We start from the raw sequence: 19,694 nt of genomic DNA on the forward strand, positions 1-19,694 counted from the left end.
GCATTGCGGAGCACCGCGCCGAGCTGGTCCATCAGCCCGCCGCCGCCCTGGCCCTGGGCACCGGAGCCGCCGAGGCTTCCGAGCAGGCCGCCAAGCCCTCCTCCGGAAGCGCCCTGCCCGCCCGCGCCGCCCTGTCCGCGCTGGGCCATCTCCGCCAGCTGTCCGAGAAGGCCGCCCGAGCCGCCCTGCTGCCGCCCGCCCGAAAGGACGGAGGTCAGAATCCTGGAAATGTCGGTCAAAGCTTCCTCCCTGAAGTGCCGCTCCGATCTATGCATCGGTCACCGTGCAACAAGTGCGACAAGGTGGCCGATTTCAAGGCCGCGGCAGCGTCAGGGGCGCAGCGCCCGTGCCGCGCGTGCAAGCGCCGTGATGCGGTCGAAGTCGCCCGCCGCCAGCGCGTCGTCCGGCACGATCCACGAGCCGCCGACCGCTCCGACATTGGCCAGCGCCAGATAGGCCGGGGCCTTCGCCGCGTCGATGCCGCCCGTGGGGCAGAAGACGAGGCCGGGCAGCGGGCCCGACAGGCTCTTCAGGAAGGCCGCCCCGCCCGAGGGCTCGGCGGGAAAGAACTTGAGCGCGGTGAAGCCGCGGGCGGCCAGCGCCATGGCCTCCGTCACCGTGGCGCAGCCCGGCAGGACCGGGATGGGCACGGCGGCGAGGGCGTCGGCGAGCGCCGCGGGCGTTCCGGGAGAGACGAGGAAGCGCGCCCCCGCCGCCGTCGCCACCTGGATGTCCTCCGTCCGCGTGATGGTGCCGGCCCCCACCAGCGCCTCCGGCACGTCGCGGGCGATGGCGCGGATGGCGTCCGGCGCCTGCGGGGTACGAAGCGTCACCTCGATGACCGGCAGTCCGCCGGCCGCCAGCGCCCGCGCCAGCGGCACGGCGTGACGGACGTCCTTGATGGTGAGGACGGGAATGACGGGGGCGAGGGCGAGCAGCGGGCGGGCGTCGGGAAGCATGGCGGTGTCTCTCGTCTGTCGAAGACACCTAGCATCTGCCCGGCGGCGCGGAAACGGCGTACGGCGTCAGCGTGTGGTGGAGGGGTCGTAGAAGAACCGCTCCGTGACGATCTCCTCGCCCCGCCAGGTCTGGAGCGCCATCTCGTCGAACCGGCGGGTCGACCCGTCCGGCAGCGTGAAGTCGAAGATCCAGTGGATCGCGACGTGGTCGCCGTCCACCAGCAGGGTCTTCACAGCGTGGGTATGGACCGCCGCGACGCGCGCCAGCGCCGCTTTCTCGTGGGCGATCAGCGCTGCCTTGCCGACGCGCGGCGGCGCCAGGTTCTCCTGCATCGAGGCGTCTTCGGCATAGAAGGTCTCGATCGCCCCGACATGGTCACCTGATTCCACCATGGCGACGAAGCGGTCGACGGTGCTGCGCTGAGGCATGTGATCTCTCCAGGAGGGGACCGGCCCCCTCGGGGGATAAACGCGCCCGCGCCGGAATCCGTCAGGAGGATGCGCTCAGTTGCGGTTCGTGAGGCCATTGGCGACGCGCTGGGCGCGGATGCTCTGCTGCTGCGCGACGATCTGGGCGCGGAAGCGCTCCATCCCCTCGCGGTTCGACCGGCTCGCCTGGGGGAAACGGTCCGGCGGCGTGAAGGCGTCGGGACGGGCAGCGTCATAGGCGAGCACCGCCTGGAGGGTGCGGTCGAGTGCGGGGATGTCGCCGAAGGCATATTCATTGACCGGCCGGCCCACCACCTCCGACAGCGAGGCGAAGGCGGCGGCGTCACGATCGCGCGGAAGGTCCGGGCGCGCCGCCAGATGGGTGCGGTAGCGCAATTGGCCGAGATAGAAGACGAAGACCGCCTCGTCCCGCCGTCCCGCACGGAACAGGTCCGCCGCGCGGCGATAGTAGCCGGCGGGATGATCCCCCTCGAGGCCGGCGACGAGCTGCGCCTCGTTGGCCGAGGCGGCGCCGGCGAGCGCGGCGGCGATGAATGCGAGCGCGGCGCGGCGGGTGGGGGAAGCGAGGGCGGAGGGCATGGCAGGCGGGTCCGGTGGATGATGCGGACGAGGTCGCATCGCCGCATTTCGCTTTCATCGCGCCGGCGCGGCACTCCCGTGTCCGCTTGTGCGCGGCGTCAGCGGCAGGAGGGCCTGATCCTTCAGCGTCTCCAGCACGATGGACGAGCGCACCCGCGCCACGCTCTCGTGCGGCAGCAGCACCTCGTTGACGAGGGTGGAGAGCCCTTTGAGGTCGCGCACGACGAGCTTCAGGAGATAGTCCGCATCGCCCGTCATGGCGTGGGCCTCCTGCACTTCCGGCATGGCGCGGACGAGGTCGCCGAAGCGCTTCGCGTTGAGCCCCGAATGGGTGGCGAGCGACACGAAGATGTAGACCGTGACGCCGAAGCCGAGCCGGGCCGCGTCGAGGTCGGCGCGATAGCGGCGGATGAGCCCCTCCTCCTCGAGCCGCTGGCGACGGCGGGAGACCTGGCTCGCCGACAGACGGACGATCTCGGCGAGTTGCTGGTTGGTTCGTGCGCCATCCTCCTGGAGCGCGTCCAGCAGGCGCAGGTCGAAGCCGTCGACGGAGACATTCTCGTGCATCTAGGTACCCAACCACGCACGTGATGTGCATGCAATAGCCGATATGCCGCGCCGTTCTCACGCCTCGTGCGTCGAATCCGCACGATAATGGAAGCCTCGAACGACACCATCAGAGGATGACGCCATGGGCCCGTTCCCCCACGAAGCTCCGCCCGCCGAGATCAGCGCCCACAACCCCATGGGCACCGACGGCTTCGAGTTCGTCGAATTCGCCCATCCGGACCCGGCAGCGCTGAAGCAGGTTCTCTCCCTGATGGGGTTCCAGGCCGTCGCTCGCCACCGCTCGAAGGACGTGACCCTCTTCCGCCAGGGTGACGTGAACTACATCGTCAACGCCGAGCCCGACAGTTTCGCCGCCGCCTTCGCCGCCGAGCACGGGCCCTGCGCCTGCGCCATGGCGTTCCGCGTCAGGGACGCGAAATATGCCTACGAGCGCGCCATCGCCCTCGGCGCCGAGCCCTATGTCGGCAAGGTCGGCCCGATGGAGCTTTCCATCCCCGCGGTGAAGGGCATCGGCGGCTCGCTGCTCTATTTCGTCGACCGTTACGGCGACAAGGGCTCGATCTACGACGTCGACTTCGTCTGGACCGGCGAGCGCGACCCGCACCCGGAACAGGCCGGCCTCTACTATCTCGACCACCTCACCCACAACGTGCACCGCGGCCGCATGGACCACTGGGCCGGCTGGTACGAGAAACTGTTCAACTTCCGCGAAATCCGCTTCTTCAACATCGAGGGCAAGCTCACCGGGCTCATCTCCCGCGCCCTCACCAGCCCCTGCGGCAAGATCCGCATCCCAATCAACGAGAGCCTCGACGACAAGAGCCAGATCGAGGAATACCTCAAGGAGTACAAGGGCGAGGGCATCCAGCACATTGCCTGCGGCTCGCGCGACATCTATGCGACCGTCGAGGCGCTGCGGACCAACGGCCTTCCGTTCATGCCCTCGCCCCCTGCGACCTATTACGAGAAGGTCGACGCCCGCGTGCCCGGCCATGGCGAGCCGGTGGACCGGATGAAGGACAACGGCATCCTCATCGACGGGGAAGGCGCGGTCGCCATCGGCGAGAAGGAGGGCCGCATGTCCCGCGTGCTCCTGCAAATCTTTTCCGGCACGGTGCTGGGTCCGATCTTCTTCGAGTTCATCCAGCGCAAGGGCGACGACGGGTTCGGCGAGGGCAACTTCCGCGCCCTGTTCGAATCCATCGAGGAAGACCAGATCCGGCGCGGGGTCATCGGCGGCAAGGCGGCGTGAAGGCACGCTCGGGCAGCTAGAACATGGCTTGGGCAGGAAGTCGTGGATGCCCGGCACAAGGCCGGGCATGACGACGGTTCCCGAGCAACCTGCTGAGAACAGCTGACACCCTGATCACGTCATGCCCGGGCTTGTCCCGGGCATCCACGACTTTTCTTTCAAGGCCGGAGACGGGCCTCGTCCGCGCCTCACGCCGCGAGCCGCCCCTCCGTCACCGCGTGGCAGGCGACCGTCCCGAACGCGTCCGTCACCGAGGCCGGAACCTCGCTGCGGCAGCGGCCGTTGGCGAGCGGGCAGCGCGGATTGAACGGGCAGCCGGACGGCGGCGTGATCGGGTTCGGGATCTCGCCCAGCACCGGCTTGCGCGCGCGGCCCGTCATGTCGAGGTCGGGGACGGCGTCGAGCAGCATGCGCGTATAGGGATGGCGCGGCGCGGCGAAGAGCTGCCGGCCCGGCGCGACCTCGACGAGGCGGCCGAGATACATCACGCCGATCCGCGTCGCCATGTGCCGGACCACCGCCAGATTGTGCGAGATGAAGAGGTAGGTCAGCCCGAACTCGTCCTGCAGGTCGCGCATCAGGTTGAGGATCTGCGCCTGCACCGACACGTCGAGCGCCGAGGTCGGCTCGTCGCAGACGATGAATTCCGGCCTCGAAGCGAGTGCCCGGGCGATGGCGACGCGCTGGCGCTGGCCGCCGGAGAACTCGTGCGGATATTTGGCGCCGTCCGCCGGGTCGAGGCCGACGGTCCTGAGGAGGCGCCCGACCTCCGCCTCGATCTCGCGGGCATCGCTCATCAGGCCGAAGGCGCGGATCGGCTCGGCGACGATGCGGTCCACCCGCCAGCGCGGGTTGAGCGAGGCATAGGGCGACTGGAAGATCATCTGGATCTTCCGGCGCACCTCCTTCAGCGGTGCTCCGCCGCCCGCCTTCGCCATGTCGACGCCGTCGATGACGACGGAGCCGGCGGAAGGCTCGAGCAGGCCGACCACCATGTTGGCGACGGTGGACTTGCCGGAGCCGGATTCGCCCACCAGGGCGAAGGTCTCGCGCCGGCCGATGGTGAAGGACACGTCCTGGACGGCGCGCAGGAGACGACGCTCCTCGCGCTCCAGCACGCGGTTGAGCCAGGGCTTCGACACGTCGAAGGTGCGCGACAGGTTGCGGACGGTGACCAGGGGCTCGCTCATGCCGCCTTCTCCTCGCCCGCCGCATAGAGCCAGCAGGCGACCTGCGAGCCGCCCACGGCCATGGGATCCGGCCTCTCGACGCGGCAGCGATCGAAGACCTTGGGGCAGCGCGGGTTGAAGGCGCAGCCCTGCGGGATAGCGGTCAGCCGCGGCATGGACCCGGGGATCTGCACCAGCCGGTCGGACGTCGCGTCCAGCGAGGGAATCGAGCCCATCAGCCCTTCCGTGTAGGGATGACGGGCGCGCTTGATGACGTCCTGCACCGGGCCGATCTCGGCGATGCGCCCGGCATACATGACGGCGACGCGGTCGGCCGTCTCGGCGATGACGCCCATGTCGTGGGTGATCAGCATCACTGCTGTTCCGTGCTCCTTGCAGAGGTTCTTGAGGAGCGTGATGATCTGCGCCTGCACCGACACGTCGAGGGCCGTCGTGGGCTCGTCGGCGATAACGAGCTCCGGCTCGGCGCAGAGCGCCAGCGCCAGCACGACACGCTGGCGCATGCCGCCGGAGAACTGGTGCGGATAGGCGTCGATGCGCTTGTCCGGAGCCGGGATGCCCACCTCCGTCAGCAGGTCGATGGCGCGGGCCCGCGCCTGGGCGTTCGTCAGCCGCGTATGGGTCTGGATGGTCTCCATCAGCTGCTCGCCGACCGTGTAGAGCGGGTTGAGCGAGGTCAGCGGGTCCTGGAACACCATGCCGATGCGCTTGCCGCGGATCTTGCGCATGGCCTCCGGGGCGAGGTTGTCGATGCGCTCGCCCTTGAGCAGGATTTCCCCGCCTGCGATGCGGCCGGGCGGTTCGAGCAGGCCGATGACGGCGGCACCGGTCATCGACTTGCCGGCACCGGATTCGCCGACGACGCCGACGACCTCGCCGGGCGCGATGTCGAAGGAGATGCGGTCGACGGCGGTCAGCACCCCGCGCCGGGTGGGAAACTGCACGACGAGGTCGCGGACGGAGAGGACGGGAGTGGTCATCGGCCCCTCACCTCAGCTTCGGATTGAGGGCATCGCGCAGCCAGTCGCCGAGCAGGTTGATGGAGAGCGCCAGCAGGACGAGCGCCAGCGCCGGGAAGAACAGGATCCACCACTCGCCGGAGAACAGGTACTGCTGGCCGAAGCGGATCAGCGTGCCGAGCGAGGGCTGGGTGGCGGGAACGCCGACGCCCAGGAAGGACAGGGTCGCCTCCTCGATGATGGCGAGCGCCAGGTTGATGGTAGCGATCACCAGCACCGGCCCGGTGACGTTCGGCAGGATGTGGCGCGCCATGATGAAGATCGGCGGGCGGCCCATGACGCGCGCCGCCTGCACATATTCCTTGCTGCGCTCGACCATGGTGGAGCCGCGCACCGTGCGCGCATATTGCGCCCAGTTCGACAGACCGATGGCGACGATCAGCACCCAGATCGCCATCTGTTCGTGCTGCGAGGGCGGGATGAGCCCGCGCGCCACGCCGAAGAACAGAAGCGCGATGAGGATGGCGGGGAAGGACAACTGGATGTCGGCGACGCGCATGATGAAGGCGTCCGTCCGCCCGCCGAGATAGCCGGCGAGCAGGCCGAGCCCGACCCCCATCACCACCGAGAAGGCGACGGAGGAGAAGCCGACGAACAGCGACACCCGCGAGCCGTAAAGGATGGCGGAGAACAGGTCCCGGCCCTGGTTGTCGGTGCCGAGCCAGTAGACCGTGTTGGAGCCCATCCCGGCCTCGCCCGGCTTGGTATAGGCGTCGAGGAGGTTCAGCGCGGCCGGGTCGAAGGCGTCCTGCGGGGCGATCCAGTTCGCGCCCAACGAGGCGGCGAGCAGGATCACGGTCATGGCGGCCGCCACCATCGCCACCGGCGAATGGCGGAAACTCCAGGCGAGGTCGGACTCCCAGGCGCGGGCGAGGCCGGCCTTCAGCGTGAGGCGCGGCTTCGGCGTGTCGTCGATGGCGGTCATGGCGCGCCTCAATGGGCCGAGGCCGGACCCGCGCCGCGCAGGCGTGGGTCGAGCGCGAAATAGAGGAGGTCGACCACGAGGTTGGTGACCACGAAGACGAAGGCGACGAACATCAGGTAGGCGGCCATGACGGGGATGTCGACGAACTGCACCGCCTGGACGAAGAGCGCCCCGAGGCCGGGCCACTGGAAGACGCTTTCGGTGACGATGGCGAAGGCGATGACGCCGCCGAGCTGCAGGCCGGCGATGGTCATCACCGGCACCATCGTGTTCTTCAGCGCATGGCGGAACCAGATGGTGCGCTCCGGCACGCCGCGGGCACGGGCGAACTTGACGTAGTCGGTGCGCATGGTCTCGAGCATCTCTGACCGCACGAGGCGCATGATGAGGGTGAGCTGGTAGAAGCCCAGCGTCAGAACCGGCATGACCAGCGACTTCAGGCCCGAAGCCGTCAGGAGGCCCGTCGACCACCAGCCGATCTTCACCACGTCGCCGCGCCCGAACGAGGGCAGCCAGCGCAGTTCCACGGCGAAGAGCCAGATGAGGCCGATGCCGATCAGGAAGGTCGGCAGCGACACGCCGATCAGCGACACCGACAGGATGGCGTGGGAGAGGAACCCGTTCCGGTTGATGGCGGTGTAGACGCCGAGCGCGATGCCCACGACGAGGGCGAAGAGCGCCGAGAGGAGCGCCAGTTCGACGGTCGCCGGAAGCCGTTCCGCCATCAGGTCGGCCACGGGGCGTCCCTGGCGGTAGCTGACGCCGAACTGAAGCTGCGCCGCGTTGCCGACGAAGCGGGCGAACTGGACAGGGAAGGGATCCATCAGGCCGAGGTCGCGGGCGAGCTGCTCGCGGTCCTGCAGCGTCGCCTCCTGCCCGACGAGGTTGGAGACGGGGTCGCCGATGAAGCGGAACATCGAGAACGCGACCAGGGCCACGGCCAGCATGACCAGGACCGCCTGGGCGAGACTCTTGACGACATAGGCGATCATGAAGGGCGACCGGTGAACGCGGGACGGGGAAAACGAATGCAGCGAGGCCCCTTCCCGCGTGCGGGAAAGGGCCTCGCCATCAGGTCGGAGGGATCAGGAGCCGGCGAAGCGGAACAGCTTGAACCAGGCGCCGGCATCCGGATGCACCGGCACCTCGATGCCGCCGCGCGAGGCGTGGCTGATCGACTGCATGTGCAGCGGGATGTAGATGGCCTGCTCGCGCAGCTGCTTCTGGATGTCGGCGAGCTCGGCATTGCGGCGCGGAACGTCCGACATGGTCTGCAGGGCGAGCATGCGCGCGTCCAGCGTCGGGTTGGAATAGCGCGTGCCGTTCCAGGTGCCGTTGTTCGCCGTCCGCGTGTGGTAGAGGAAGGTCAGGATGTATTCCGCGTCGTAGGTCGGGATGCCCCAGCCGACGAGGAAGAAGTCGAGCTCCTGGCGCTGCAGCTCGGGGAAGTGCTGCGCGGCGGGCTTGGCGACGAGGTTGGCGCGAATGCCGACCTGGCCGAGCATGGCCACCACGGCCTGGCAGATGTTCTCGTCGGACACGTAGCGGTTGTTGGTGCACTGGAGCGACACCGAGAAGCGCGTGTTGCCCTCGGCGGCGCGGCGCGGATAGCCCGCCTCGTCCAGCGCGCGGTTGGCGGCGGCGGGGTCGAAGCGCGGGATCGCCGCGAGCTCGGCCGAATAGCCGGAGATGAAGGGCGAGCCGATATAGCCGATCGGCTGGCCCTGGCCGCGCATGACGACGCGGGTGATCGCCTCGCGGTTCACCGCGATGTTGATGGCGTTGCGCACGCGCACGTCGGCGAAGGGGTTCTTGCCCTTGATGTCGGAGGACTTCAGCTCGGCATCGCCGACGTTGAAGCCGAGGAAGATGACGCGGTTCTCCGGACCGGTCGTCACCTTGATGCCCTGGCTCTGCTGCAGGCGCGCGATGTCCTGCACCGGCACGTCGTGGACGACGTCCACCTCGCCGGAGAGCAGCGCCGCGATGCGGGTAGCGTCCTGCTGGATCGGCACGACGATCAGCTCGGTCACCTGCATCGGGAACTGGCCCTTGCCCCAGTAGCCGGCGAACTGGCGCATCACGGTGCGCACGTCCGGCTCACGCGAGACGAGGGTGAAGGGGCCGGTGCCCATGGCGTTGCGGGTGGCGCCGTTCTCGGCCCGCTCGCGGATGTTCTGCGGCTCGAGGGCGTTGTTCTTCTCCGCCCAGGCCTTGGACATCATGAAGATGTTGGTGAGGTTCTCGACCAGCAGCGGGTTCGGCGCCTTGGTCTTCAGGCGGATCGTGTGGTCGTCGACCTTGGTGACGCTGTCGATGGAGGTGAGAAGCCCGCGGTAGTCGGAGGTCGGCTTGCGGGCGCGCTCGAAGGAGAAGATCGCGTCGTCGGCGGTGAAGTCGGAGCCGTCGTGGAACTTGACGCCCTGGCGGAGCTTGAACTCCCAAACCGTCGGGTCGTCCGGCATGATGCGCCACTCAGTGGCGAGGGTGGCGACGAGCTTGCCGTCATAGCCGCGGATCACCAGCGGCTCGTAGATCTGGTGGACGAGGTTGGACGTCGGCCCGATATTGGCCGACATCGGGTCGAGCGTCTGGGCATCCACCGAACGGGCCCAGCGGACCGTCCGTGCCTCAACGGCCGTCACGAACGTTGCGGCGGCGATCATCGCCCCCGCCAGGAATTTGAAACCAAGACGCATCGATCCACCTCCGCAACATCGGTTGCAGCCGGGGTTGGACCCCGGCTCATTGGAAAGATGATAGACAGCGTTCTTGGGCCTGTCACCGCGTCTGCGGTGACCAAATGCCGCGGTTCACCACCGTTTCAGGGCTGGCGGCCGCGCAGGTCCGGACCGTCAGGACGGCTTGATCTCGATCTCGATGAAGGCGAAGTCGCGGCCGGTGATGTTGACGATGTTGTGGTTAACCCCTTCCTTGCGGAAATAGGGCTCGTGCGTCTTCATCTCGTACTCGCCCGAGGTGCCGTCGCCGAGCTCGGCGATCAGCTTGCCGTCGGAGAGCGGCACCACGACATAGTCCCAGCCGTGGGTGTGCCAGCCGGTCTCGGCGCCGTCGGAGAAGTTCCAGCGTGTCACCTTGATCTTGTCGTTCTCGATCAGGAGCTGCGGGTCGGCGGGCGGGCGGCAGGTGAAGGTCATGGACGGGTCCTTTCAGGAGGCTGGAGGCCGGCGGAACGGCCGGCGATGAACCAGGAGACGAGGGCGCCCGCGAGGCCGGCGGCCAGCGTGACGGCGACGCGGGTGACCGTGAGGACCGGCTCCTCCCCGAGGATCGGGTCGGGCGCCTCGGCGGGTGCCTGCAGATAGGTCCAGGAGAGGGCGGCGAGGGCAGCGAGCAGGCCGAGGCCGAGATGGAAGGCGGGCGAGCGCCAGCGCCGGACCTCGGCGACGAGCAGCACCAGCAGCAGCGGCCAGAACAGCCGCGCCGCGAGGAAGGCGTAGAATCCGACGGTCGCGGCGCCGGCCAGCGGCTCGGGCAGCCGCCCCTTGTTGAGGTCGAGGATGACCACCATCGCCGCGGCAACCACGAGGCCGGCGATGAAGCCGAGCGCCACCCGCAGCAGCCTGACGAGATAGAAGGCGAAGCGATTCATGGGCGGGACCGTAATCGGCCACGGCCACGGGCGATAGCGCGGCCGCGGCATGCCCCCCGTGCTTCGGGCGACCGCCGCTCTCCTGCGGGAGGGCGGCGGCTCGCTCGGTCGAGCTCAGCGCACCACCGCCCCGTAGATCAGGTTCTTGAACAGCATGCGGGTGTGCACGCGGTTCGAGGGCCCCTGCGCCATCAGGATGCCGACGATCCCCTCGCGCGGATCGATGGTGAAGCTCGTGCCCCAGGCGCCCGCCCACATGGCATCGCCCGTGGAGCCCGGCGCGACCGCGAAGCCGTCCTGCAGCCGCACGGCGAAGCCGAGCCCGAAGCCGTAGCCCGGCCCCGTCGAGGCCGCGGTCGAACCGCCCATGCCGATCGTATGGTTCGACAGCATGAACTCCACCCACTTGGTGGAAAGCAGACGGCGCCCCTCGAACTGGCCACCGTTGAGGATCATCTGCGCGAACTTGAAATAGTCCTCCGCCGTCGAGACCATGCCGGCCCCGCCCTTGAAGTACTGGCCGTGGTCGGCCGGGTTCTCGAAGATGCGGTAGGAGGTCCACATGCCGGCCTTGGCCGGGTCGGAATCCAGCGCCTCGGCGAGACGCGAGCGCCGGCCCTCCGGTACGAACCAGGCGGAGTCGCGCATGTCGAGCGGGTCGAGGATCATTTCCTTGATCAGGATGTCGAGCCGCTTGCCGGAGACGCGCTCCAGCAGCAGGCCGAGCACGTCCACGGAGATGGAATATTCGAAGGCCGTCCCCGGCTGGTGCATCAACGGAATCTGGCCGAGCCGGCGCAGCATCTCGTCACCGGTGATGTTGGCGGTGCGGGCCTCGATGTTCTGGTCGTCGAGGAGCTGCTTGAGACGCGGCGAGCGCACCGAGCCGGCATAGGTGAAGCCGGCCGTGTGGCGCAGGAGGTCCTGCACCGTGATCGGCCGGGCCAGCGCCACGTCCTCGGTCGTCGTCGTGCCGTCGGCGTTGCGCCGCTCGACCTGCACCTTCATGTCCTTGAGCTCGGTCAGCCAGGTGGCGATCGGGTCGGAGAGCTTCATCCGCCCCTGTTCGATCAGCATCACCGCCGCGGTGGAGACGATGGGCTTGGTCATCGAGGCAAGCATGAAGATCGTGTCGCGCGTCATGGGCTGCGTCTTCGCCGCGTCGCGGAAGCCGTGCGCCTCGAAATGGATGATCCGGCCGCGCCTGGCGATCAGCGTCACCGCTCCGGGGAACATGCCGCGGTCCACCTGCTCGCGCATGACCGGCCCGATGCGGCCGAGCCTCTCGCGCGAGAAGCCCATGACGGTGTCCTCGCCGCGTCCGCGACGACCGTCGCGATCCGGGCGCTGGCCACGGTCGAAGCCGCCGCGCTCGTCACGCTCGAAGCGGCCGCCGGGTCCCTGCCCGGCTCCCGGACCCGGGCCGAACTGGGCGGAGGCGATGGATGGGGTGAGCACGAGTGCGGCCATCGCGAGGGCGACGGCCCCGGCGCGCACGGGCGACAGTGCTTGGACGGTCATGGGGATCCTCCCGGGATCGTGATGGTCTCGGCCGGTCTTGTTGTGCCGGTCGCCGAAAGCTCACCACCCGCCCGGGAGAGGGTCAAGCGCGCGCCGGCGGCGGCTGCCGCGCGGCGGGCGCAGGGTCGCCGGTCAGTCGACCATGCTCATGGCGCGGAAGGCGTCCTGCTCGGCCTTGCTCATCAGCGCCGCCTTGTCCTTGGCGCGCAGCCGCTCGGTCTCGCTCTTGAGCTGGCCGCAGGCGGCGAGGATGTCGCGGCCGCGCGGGGTGCGCACCGGAGAGGAATAGCCCGCCTCGAAGACCACCTCGGAGAAGCGCTCGATCTGCTCCCAGTCCGAACACTCGTAGCGCGAACCCGGCCAGGGATTGAACGGGATGAGGTTGATCTTGGCCGGGATGCCCTTCAGGAGTCGCACCAGCCGCCTGGCGTCGTCGATGGAATCGTTGACGCCCTTGAGCATCACGTACTCGAAGGTGATGCGCCGCGCGTTCGACGCCGCGGGATAGGCGCGGCAGGCCTCCAGCAGCTCGGCGATCGGATATTTGCGGTTGAGCGGCACCAGCTCGTCGCGCAGGTCGTCGCGCACCGCGTGCAAAGAGATGGCGAGTGCCACCCCCGTTTCAGCGCCCACCCGGCCGATCTCCGGCACCACGCCGGACGTCGACAGCGTCACGCGGCGCTTGGAGAACTGCAGCCCGTCGGGGTCGAGCAGGGTCATCAGCGCACCGGTGACGTTCTCCACGTTGTAGAGCGGCTCGCCCATGCCCATGAAGACGATGTTGGTGACGAAGCGCCCGCCATCCGTCGGCACGAAGGCGCCCTCCGGCGGCACCTGCCCCGGCCAGTCGCCGAGATGGTCGCGGGCGACGATCACCTGCGCCACGATCTCGGCCGCGGTGAGGTTGCGCACCAGCTTCTGGGTGCCCGTGTGGCAGAAGGAGCAGGTGAGCGTGCAGCCGACCTGGCTGGAAATGCAGAGCGTGCCGCGGTCGCGCGTGGGGATATAGACCGTCTCGATCTCATGCCACTTCTCGCCGGCCATGGACGGGGGGATGCGCATCAGCCACTTGCGGGTGCCGTCCTGCGACACCTGCTCGGCCACCACCTCCGGCCGGTCGAGCGTGTAGGCCTCCGCCAGCGCCTGCCGCAGGTGCTTGGAGACGTTGGACATCTCCTCGAAGGTCCTGGCGCCGCGCTGGTAGATCCAGCCCCAGAGCTGGGAGACGCGCATGCGCGCCTCGCGCCCCTCGATGCCGATGGAGGCGAGGGCCGCCTTCAGCTCGTCGCGGCCCTGGCCGACCAGCGAGGGCTTGGCCGGCAGGGCGCGGGGTTCGGTGGTGGCGGGCGGCACCACCACGGGCTTGGCATTCGCGAGATCGAGCGTCGGCATCGGGACGTGGTTCCTGGCAAGCGCGGGCCTATAGCACGAAAGCCGCGTCCTGACGCAGGATTTTGGCGCGCCTGAGGCTTCAGCTCGTCGTGTTGGGATCGGCGCATTCCCGCCGCGCCCGGGCGAGGGCCTCGGCGAACCCCGCGAGGGCATAGGTGTCCACCGTCCGCTCACCGAGCAAGGAGGTCGATTGCAGGCTCATCTGGGGATGGGTCCGCATCGCCGCGACCAGCCGTGTCTCGTCGGCGATCTCCCGGATCCAGGCGCCGACCGTGTCGCCGGCCAGCGGATACGTCTCGTCCCCGACGGTCAGTTCCGCCCCGGCGGCCACCTCGAAGCCGAATTCGACGGAAAACTCGTCGCGAACCTGGTCGGTCGGCCGGGTGGTGACGAAGACGAAGGCCGGTCCCCTCACCGCCCCTTCGGGCCGCCGTGTACGGGGCTGGGCGGCGGCGTAGCAGTGCTTGCCGCGGTCGGTCTCGGCGACGACCACCGACCAGTCGGCGTGACGCTCGACGATGCGGGCCGTGCCACGCGGCCGCGTGTCGGCGGCGGCGGCGCCGACCGCGATGGCGAGAGCGAAAACCGCTCCCGCCGGCCTCAGCGGCATTCCTGCGCCACGCGGTCGAGCGCCTGGGCGAGGCCGGTCAGCGAATAGGTGTCGGTCGTCACGTTGCCGCGGCCCGAGGTCGAGCGGACGGTGAGCTGCGAGCCGCCGCGCATCGCCTGGACGAGGCGGCCTTCCTCGGCGGCGTTCTTGATCCACGCGCCCGTCGCCTGGGTGTAGAGGGCGAAGCTCGTGGAGCCGATGGTCGCGGTGGCGTCGCCCTTCAGCGGGAAGCCGAGGGTGAGGGAGACCTCGTTGCGGACGTTCTCGCCGGGCCGGGAGGTGAGGAAGAAGAAGGCCGGGTCGCGCTGCAGGTTGCCGGGGGCGCGGGTCTTCGGCTGCGAGGCGGCGTAGCAGACCTTGCCGCGCGGGGTGGTGGAGGTGAACACGCCCCAGTCGCCGAACTGGGCCACGGCCGATCCCTGCTGGGCGCCTCCGCCGGCGGCCGGGCGGCTCGCCTGGGCCTGCTGTCGCTGCTGCGCGCCGGCGCTGGTCACGGCCAGGGCGACGGCCGAGAAGGCCAGGACGGAGAGGATTCGGGTGCAGCGCATCGCAATACTCGGCTCTGGAAACGGGCGAACGGGAACGGCGGCCCCGCCGGACTTGCCCCGTAGGTGTCGAAGATCAGGGTAAACAGGAGGTTAATTCGTGGGCGAATCCTGTGCGAATGGCCCCTCGAACGGCAAATCCCGGCCCTGACGTCGCTCCCCGGACGGTAATCTACGGCCAAACGGGGCAAGACTAGGGCGGACAGCCGCCGGTGAGGCGCGCGGGGCGCTGCCAACCGTTACGCAACGGAAGAAAACCCGTGACCCCGGAGCGCACAACGCCCCGGGATGGGCCATGCGGTCGATCAGCCCCAGGTGCGGATGTCGACGAAGTGCCCTTCGATCGCCGCCGCCGCCGCCATGATCGGCGAGACCAGATGGGTGCGGCCCTTGTAGCCCTGACGGCCCTCGAAATTGCGGTTCGAGGTCGAGGCACAGCGCTCGCCCGGCTGCAGGCGGTCGGGGTTCATGGCGAGGCACATGGAGCAGCCCGCCTCGCGCCACTCGAAGCCCGCGGCGATGAAGATCTTGTCGAGGCCTTCCTGCTCGGCCTGTTCCTTCACGAGCCCCGAGCCCGGCACGATCATGGCCGACACGGTGGAGGCCACCTTCTTGTCGCGGACGACGCGGGCGACCTCGCGCAGGTCCTCGATGCGCGAATTGGTGCAGGAGCCGATGAACACCTTGTCGAGGCGGATGTCGGTGATCTTCGTGCCCGGCTTCAGGTCCATGTAGTCGAGCGCGCGCCACTTGGAGGTGCGCTTGTTCTCGTCCTCGATCGCATCCGGGTCCGGCACGACGCCGGCGATGGAGATGACGTCCTCCGGGCTCGTGCCCCAGGTGACGATGGGCGGCAGCGCGTTGGCGTCGAGCACGACCGTGCGGTCGAAATGGGCGCCCTCCTCGGTGAAGAGCGTCTCCCAGTACGACTGCGCCATGTCCCAGGCCATGCCCTTGGGCGCCTTCGGCTTGCCCTTCAGATAGGCGTAGGTCTTCTCGTCCGGCGCGATCAGGCCGGCGCGGGCGCCGCCCTCGATCGACATGTTGCAGACGGTCATGCGCCCTTCCATCGACAGCGAACGAATGGCCTCGCCCGCATATTCGATGACCGAGCCGGTGCCGCCGGCCGTGCCGATCTCGCCGATGATGGCGAGGATGATGTCCTTGGCGGTGACGCCGTCCTTCAGCTGCCCGTCGACGCGGACGAGCATGTTCTTCGCCTTCTTCTGGATCAGCGTCTGGGTGGCGAGGACGTGCTCCACCTCCGAGGTGCCGATGCCGTGGGCGAGCGCGCCGAAGGCGCCGTGGGTCGAGGTGTGGCTGTCGCCGCAGACGATGGTCGTGCCCGGCAGGGTGAAGCCCTGCTCCGGCCCGATGACGTGGACGATGCCCTGACGGATGTCGGCGGCGTCGTAATACTCGATGCCGAATTCCTTGGCGTTCTGGGCGAGGGCCTCCACCTGGGTGCGGCTCTCCTCGTCCTTGATGCCGAACTTGCGGTCCGGCGTCGTCGCGATGTTGTGGTCGACGACGGCCAGCGTCTTCTGCGGCGCGCGCACCTTGCGCCCCGTCGTCCGCAGGCCCTCGAAGGCCTGCGGGCTCGTCACCTCGTGGACGAGGTGGCGGTCGATGTAGAGCAGGCAGGTGCCATCGTCCTGCGTCTCGACCACGTGGTCGTCCCAGATCTTGTCGTACAGCGTGCGCGGCGCGGCCATGGCGGACCTCCCGTTCGAAAAGGTGGCGGGTCTCTTAGCCTTGAATGGTTCCGGAGAGAAGAGCCGTCAAGCGGCGGGGGCGTCAGGGCGGCCCGGCGGTGCGTGGGAACCGGGACCGCCCGCGGTGCATTCCTCATCCAAGCACCACCCGAGAAAGCAGGCGAGAGCGGACCCGATGACCACGACGCCCCAGATTAGCCCCGGCCCCCGCGCGGCGGTCACCGCCCTCGCCCAGCCCGCCCCGCCGCCGCTGCGCCTGCTCGCTCTGGAGATACGCGCCCTCGGCGAGCTTGCGCGGCTCGCCCTCATGCGCCGCGCGCTGCGGCAGGCCCCGCGCGGCGACGGCCACCCGGTCCTCGTCCTTCCCGGCCTCATGTCCTCAGACTGGGCTTCGCTGCCGATGCGCCGCTTCCTTTCCGGCCTCGGCTATGCCGCCTATGGCTGGGGCTTCGGCATCAACCGCGGGCCCCGCGGCACGCTGGAGGCCGACCTCGCTGCCCGCCTCGCCGCCATCGCCGACCGGCACGGCCGCAAGGTCAGCCTGGTCGGCACCAGCCTCGGTGGCATCTATGCCCGCCAGCTCGCCAAGGCCTTTCCCCACCTGACGCGGTCGGTGGTTACGCTGGGCAGCCCCTTTGCCGGCTCGCCGCGGGCGACACGCGCCTGGCGGATCTATGAATGGGCATCGGGCCTCGCCGTCGACACCTGCGACCAGCACATGGGCGGCCGCCTCGCCCTGCCGCCGCCGGTGCCCACCACCGCCATCTACAGCCGCACCGACGGGATCTGCGCCTGGCAGTGCTGCGTCGAGGCGAAGGGGCCGCTGTCGGAAAGCGTCGAGGTGGCGAGCAGCCATATCGGCCTGCCGCACAATCCGCTGGTCTTCCAGGTTCTGGCGGACCGGCTCGCCCAGCCCGAGGGGCGGTTCAGGCCCTACCGGCCCGCGGCCACGGACGGGCTCATCCGCCGCGCTCTGGCGAAGGGCAGGCAGGCGACGGCCGAGGCCGCCGCAAGACCCGCTGGCGCCGTACTGCTCCCCGCCCGTTCGGAGGCGAGGAGCGGCACGCGCTAGACGCCGAAGCACCAGGCCAGCACGCCCTTCTGCGCGTGCAGCCGGTTCTCCGCCTCGTCGAAGACCACGGACTGCGGGCCGTCCATGACCTCGTCCGTGACCTCCTCGCCGCGATGGGCGGGCAGGCAGTGCATGAAGATGGCGTCGGAGCTGGCCGCGCTCATCAGCTGCTTGTTGACCTGGTAGGCCTTGAGCAGGTTGTGGCGGCGGCCGGCATCCTCGTCCCCCATCGACACCCAGCAGTCGGTGACGATGCAGTCGGCGCGCTCCGCCGCCTGGTAGGGGTCGGAGGTCCAGGACACGTCGCCGCCCTCGCGCTGGGCCGCCGCGATCACCTCGCGGCGCGGCGCCAGTTCCTCGGGCGTCGCGATGTTCAGCTTGAAGCCGAAGCGGGGAGCCGCCTGGATCCACGAGGCGAGGACGTTGTTGGTGTCGCCGGCCCAGGCCACCGTCTTGCCGCGGATCGAGCCCTTCTTCTCCTCGAAGGTCATGATGTCGGCCATGATCTGGCAGGGGTGCGACAGCTTGGTGAGGCCGTTGATGACCGGCACCGTCGCCGCCTCCGCCAGTTCGCGCACAGCGTTGTGGTCGAGCATGCGGATCATGATGGCGTCGACATAGCGCGACAGCACCTTGGCGGTGTCGGAGATCGTCTCGCCGCGGCCGAGCTGCATCTCGGCGCCGGTGAGCATGATCGTCTCGCCGCCGAGTTCCCTCATGCCGACGTCGAACGAGACGCGGGTGCGGGTCGAGGGCCGCTCGAAGATCATCGCCAGCACCTTGCCGGCGAGCGGCTTGCCGGCCTCGGGAGTGCGGCGGACGCGCTTCAGCGCGCCTGCCTTGTCCAGAATGGCTTTCAGCTCGGCCCCGCCGAAATCGGCGAGGTCGACGAAATGACGGGGAGCATGGGTCACTCGGCCGCTCCCTTGACCATCTGCGCCTCGAGACTAGTCGCCGCCTTGTCGAGCATGCCGACGGCGAGGTCGATCTCGGCGTCGGAGACGACGAGCGGCGGGATGAGGCGGATGACGTTGTCGCCGGCCGGCACCACCAAGAGGCCCGCACGGCGCGCCTCGGCGGTCACGTCGCCGTTGGGGACGACGCACTTGAGGCCGGTGAGCAGACCCGCGCCGCGCACGCCCTCGAACACCTTCGGGTGCTGGTCGACGAGGCCGGCGAGCTTCTGCTTGAACAGCAGGGCCTTGCGCTGCACCTCTTCCAGGAAGCCCGGCTCCAGGATGACGTCGAGCACGGCATTGCCGACCGCCGCCGCCAGCGGATTGCCGCCGAAGGTGGTGCCGTGGGTGCCGGGCGTGAAGACGGCGGCACATTTCTCCACCGCCAGGACCGCACCCATGGGGAAGCCGCCGCCGATGCCCTTGGCGATCGCCATGATATCTGGCGTGACGCCCGCCCATTCGTGGGCGAAGAGCTTGCCGGTGCGGCCGACGCCGGTCTGCACCTCGTCGAAGATCAGCAGCAGGCCGTTGGCGTCGCAGAGCTCGCGCAGATAGCGCAGTTCCTCGGTCGGAACCTCGCGCAGGCCGCCCTCGCCCTGGATCGGCTCGATCATCAGCGCCGCCGTGTCCGGCCCGATCATCGCCTCCAGCGCCTTGCGGTCGCCGAACGGCACCTGGTCGAAGCCCTCGACCTTCGGGCCGAAGCCCTCGAGGTACTTCTTCTGGCCGCCGGCGGCGATGGTGGCGAGCGTGCGGCCGTGGAAGGCGCCCTCGAAGGTGATGATGCGGTAGCGGTTCTCCTCGCCGCGCACGGCGTGGTACTTGCGCGCCATCTTGATGGCGCCCTCGTTGGCTTCCGCGCCCGAATTGCAGAACAGCACCGAGTCCGCGAAGGTCGCCTCGATCAGCCGCTTCGCCAGCCGCTCCGCCTCCGGCACGTTGTGCAGGTTGGAGACGTGCCAGACCTTCTGCGCCTGCTGCACCAGCGCCTCGACGAGATGCGGGTGCGAATGGCCGAGGGAATTCACCGCGATGCCGGCGCCGAAGTCGAGGACTCGTCGCCCGTCCGCCGTCACCAGCCAGCAGCCCTCGCCCCGCTCGAAGGCGAGTTCGGTCCGTGCATAGTTCGGCATCAGCGGCGTGATCACTTCGACCTCCCGTCGAAACTCCCGGAAACCCAGAAAAAAACGGCCGCCCCGAAGGGCGGCGCGGTCAATTCTATGCGATCCGGGGGGCGGAAAGTCAAGGTTCGCGCCATCCCCGGCGTGTTGCGCCGCAGCAGTCCCGGCTAAGCTTCCGGCCCCGGCCGGACCCCCTGGCCGT

21 protein-coding genes are annotated in these 19,694 nt (G+C 69.2%); 2 read left to right on the top strand and 19 right to left on the bottom strand.

Annotation, left to right across the window (positions count from 1 at the left end; translation table 11 throughout):
- The 5 genes from ACT6XY_RS10730 to ACT6XY_RS10750 form a co-directional block, all read right to left on the bottom strand.
- A partial coding sequence (locus tag ACT6XY_RS10730; protein ID WP_444748331.1) for a hypothetical protein occupies positions 1-239 on the bottom strand: 239 nt, incomplete at its 3' end.
- 90 nt (positions 240-329) lie between these two features.
- The gene (gene eda, locus ACT6XY_RS10735; protein WP_444748332.1) at positions 330-959 is read right to left on the bottom strand and encodes a bifunctional 4-hydroxy-2-oxoglutarate aldolase/2-dehydro-3-deoxy-phosphogluconate aldolase; all 630 of its coding nucleotides are present in this window, start codon (positions 957-959) and stop codon (positions 330-332) included.
- A 66-nt stretch (positions 960-1,025) separates the two neighbouring features.
- On the bottom strand, positions 1,026-1,388 hold the full coding sequence (locus tag ACT6XY_RS10740; protein WP_444748333.1) for a nuclear transport factor 2 family protein: 363 nt from the start codon (positions 1,386-1,388) through the stop codon (positions 1,026-1,028).
- Between the two features lie 75 nt (positions 1,389-1,463).
- Complete coding sequence (locus ACT6XY_RS10745; protein WP_444748334.1) at positions 1,464-1,988, bottom strand: hypothetical protein; 525 nt, start codon at positions 1,986-1,988, stop codon at positions 1,464-1,466.
- A 54-nt stretch (positions 1,989-2,042) separates the two neighbouring features.
- A complete protein-coding gene (locus ACT6XY_RS10750) occupies positions 2,043-2,555 on the bottom strand; it encodes an Lrp/AsnC family transcriptional regulator (RefSeq protein ID WP_444748335.1) in 513 nt (170 codons plus the stop codon).
- A 124-nt stretch (positions 2,556-2,679) separates the two neighbouring features.
- Between ACT6XY_RS10750 and hppD the strand changes: the two genes are divergently transcribed.
- Complete coding sequence (gene hppD / locus ACT6XY_RS10755; RefSeq protein ID WP_444748336.1) at positions 2,680-3,810, top strand: 4-hydroxyphenylpyruvate dioxygenase; 1,131 nt, start codon at positions 2,680-2,682, stop codon at positions 3,808-3,810.
- Positions 3,811-3,998: 188 nt separating this feature from the next.
- On the opposite strand, the gene ACT6XY_RS10760 is transcribed toward hppD, so the two are convergent.
- The 12 genes from ACT6XY_RS10760 to leuC all read right to left on the bottom strand — a co-directional run bounded on the left by ACT6XY_RS10760 (position 3,999) and on the right by leuC (position 16,340).
- Positions 3,999-5,000: an ABC transporter ATP-binding protein gene (locus tag ACT6XY_RS10760; protein WP_444748337.1), complete on the bottom strand. Its 1,002-nt coding sequence runs from the start codon at positions 4,998-5,000 to the stop codon at positions 3,999-4,001.
- A complete protein-coding gene (locus tag ACT6XY_RS10765; protein ID WP_444748338.1) occupies positions 4,997-5,980 on the bottom strand; it encodes an ABC transporter ATP-binding protein in 984 nt (327 codons plus the stop codon). Before ACT6XY_RS10765 ends, ACT6XY_RS10760 begins: the two co-directional genes overlap by 4 nt.
- A gap of 7 nt (positions 5,981-5,987) precedes the next feature.
- Positions 5,988-6,944 carry an ABC transporter permease gene (locus ACT6XY_RS10770; RefSeq protein WP_444748339.1) on the bottom strand — a complete coding sequence of 319 codons (957 nt, stop codon included), beginning with the start codon at positions 6,942-6,944 and terminating at the stop codon, positions 5,988-5,990.
- A gap of 8 nt (positions 6,945-6,952) precedes the next feature.
- Positions 6,953-7,936 (bottom strand): ABC transporter permease, encoded by a 984-nt coding sequence (locus ACT6XY_RS10775; protein ID WP_444748340.1) that lies wholly within the window; start codon positions 7,934-7,936, stop codon positions 6,953-6,955.
- A 93-nt stretch (positions 7,937-8,029) separates the two neighbouring features.
- Positions 8,030-9,643, bottom strand: a complete 1,614-nt coding sequence (locus ACT6XY_RS10780; protein ID WP_444748341.1) for an ABC transporter substrate-binding protein — start codon at positions 9,641-9,643, stop codon at positions 8,030-8,032.
- A gap of 156 nt (positions 9,644-9,799) precedes the next feature.
- The gene (locus tag ACT6XY_RS10785) at positions 9,800-10,102 is read right to left on the bottom strand and encodes a cupin (RefSeq protein ID WP_444748342.1); all 303 of its coding nucleotides are present in this window, start codon (positions 10,100-10,102) and stop codon (positions 9,800-9,802) included.
- A complete protein-coding gene (locus tag ACT6XY_RS10790; protein ID WP_444748343.1) occupies positions 10,099-10,557 on the bottom strand; it encodes a hypothetical protein in 459 nt (152 codons plus the stop codon). Before ACT6XY_RS10790 ends, ACT6XY_RS10785 begins: the two co-directional genes overlap by 4 nt.
- Positions 10,558-10,671: 114 nt before the next feature.
- Positions 10,672-12,078, bottom strand: coding sequence for a serine hydrolase domain-containing protein (locus ACT6XY_RS10795; protein ID WP_444748344.1), 1,407 nt, complete (start codon positions 12,076-12,078; stop codon positions 10,672-10,674).
- 132 nt (positions 12,079-12,210) lie between these two features.
- Entirely contained in the window at positions 12,211-13,470 is a 1,260-nt protein-coding gene (gene rlmN, locus ACT6XY_RS10800) for a 23S rRNA (adenine(2503)-C(2))-methyltransferase RlmN (RefSeq protein WP_444748345.1), read from the bottom strand.
- 79 nt (positions 13,471-13,549) lie between these two features.
- On the bottom strand, positions 13,550-14,080 hold the full coding sequence (locus ACT6XY_RS10805) for an invasion associated locus B family protein (RefSeq protein ID WP_444748346.1): 531 nt from the start codon (positions 14,078-14,080) through the stop codon (positions 13,550-13,552).
- Entirely contained in the window at positions 14,071-14,628 is a 558-nt protein-coding gene (locus ACT6XY_RS10810; RefSeq protein WP_444748347.1) for an invasion associated locus B family protein, read from the bottom strand. The genes ACT6XY_RS10805 and ACT6XY_RS10810 overlap by 10 nt, the downstream gene beginning before the upstream one ends.
- A 302-nt stretch (positions 14,629-14,930) precedes the next feature.
- Entirely contained in the window at positions 14,931-16,340 is a 1,410-nt protein-coding gene (gene leuC / locus ACT6XY_RS10815) for a 3-isopropylmalate dehydratase large subunit (protein ID WP_444748348.1), read from the bottom strand.
- Positions 16,341-16,515: 175 nt separating this feature from the next.
- On the opposite strand from leuC, the gene ACT6XY_RS10820 reads away from it, so the two are divergent.
- Positions 16,516-17,412, top strand: a complete 897-nt coding sequence (locus ACT6XY_RS10820) for an esterase/lipase family protein (protein WP_444748349.1) — start codon at positions 16,516-16,518, stop codon at positions 17,410-17,412.
- On the opposite strand, the gene argF is transcribed toward ACT6XY_RS10820, so the two are convergent.
- On the bottom strand, positions 17,409-18,326 hold the full coding sequence (argF, locus tag ACT6XY_RS10825) for an ornithine carbamoyltransferase (protein WP_444748350.1): 918 nt from the start codon (positions 18,324-18,326) through the stop codon (positions 17,409-17,411). The genes ACT6XY_RS10820 and argF overlap by 4 nt on opposite strands.
- Positions 18,323-19,519: an aspartate aminotransferase family protein gene (locus ACT6XY_RS10830; protein WP_444748351.1), complete on the bottom strand. Its 1,197-nt coding sequence runs from the start codon at positions 19,517-19,519 to the stop codon at positions 18,323-18,325. The genes argF and ACT6XY_RS10830 overlap by 4 nt, the downstream gene beginning before the upstream one ends.
- Between the last annotated feature and the right edge of the window lie 175 nt (positions 19,520-19,694).

The sequence above is a fragment of the Phreatobacter sp. genome, from assembly GCF_052440005.1.
Classification (GTDB): Bacteria; Pseudomonadota; Alphaproteobacteria; order Rhizobiales; family Phreatobacteraceae; genus Phreatobacter.